The sequence below is a fragment of the Gemmobacter nanjingensis genome (genome assembly GCF_014652195.1).
Lineage (GTDB): Bacteria > Pseudomonadota > Alphaproteobacteria > Rhodobacterales > Rhodobacteraceae > Gemmobacter > Gemmobacter caeni.
The window spans coordinates 1-586 of the sequence record NZ_BMYI01000087.1; the positions used below are offsets into that span (position 1 = coordinate 1).

1 protein-coding gene is annotated in these 586 nt (G+C 63.3%); it reads right to left on the reverse strand.

What is annotated here, in order from left to right; genetic code table 11:
* Positions 1-18: 18 nt before the first annotated feature.
* A partial coding sequence (locus IE126_RS25755) for a transposase (RefSeq protein WP_189383245.1) occupies positions 19-586 on the reverse strand: 568 nt, incomplete at its 5' end.

The window sequence follows — 586 nt, forward strand, 5'->3', positions numbered from 1 at the left end:
CCTTAAATCGGCTCTGCCTCAATCTGTGTGGCGGAGGGGCAGCATTCTTGCCCTCAACAGTTCTGGCCCGGCTCGGCCGTACATGGCGCGTTTGAGGGTCTTCAGACGATTAATCTGACCTTCTGCTTGGCCGTTGCTCCAGGGCATCTCGATAGCGTTTTTTACCGCATCGAAATCCCGGTTCAATGTGCGTGCGAAGCGCACGATGGGCGCCAGGTCGGTTTCGATCGCGTCGTCGATCCATGCAGGGAGCGGGTCTGCCTCGCGGCCACGCAGGATACCGTTGAACCGCATGACGAGGCAGCGCATCGTTGCGAAGGCGGGAGAGCCAGCCTTGAGCGCGTCGACCTTCCGCGCCTGATCCGGGGTGAGTTTTCCGCGGGGTTTGATACACAGCGCTGCCGCGATGACCGGGGAGATCGCGTGCCCCGTTTCCGGGTCCCGGACCGGTTCCAGGATCTGGTGCTCCAAGGCAGGGCCCGTCGCTTGCTTTTCGGCTCTGCGCCACCCCGCCAGCAGCCGCTGCAAATGCGTCGGGCTCCCCTCGTAGCCACGCTCTCGGATCAGACGGAACAGGGCGCTTCCA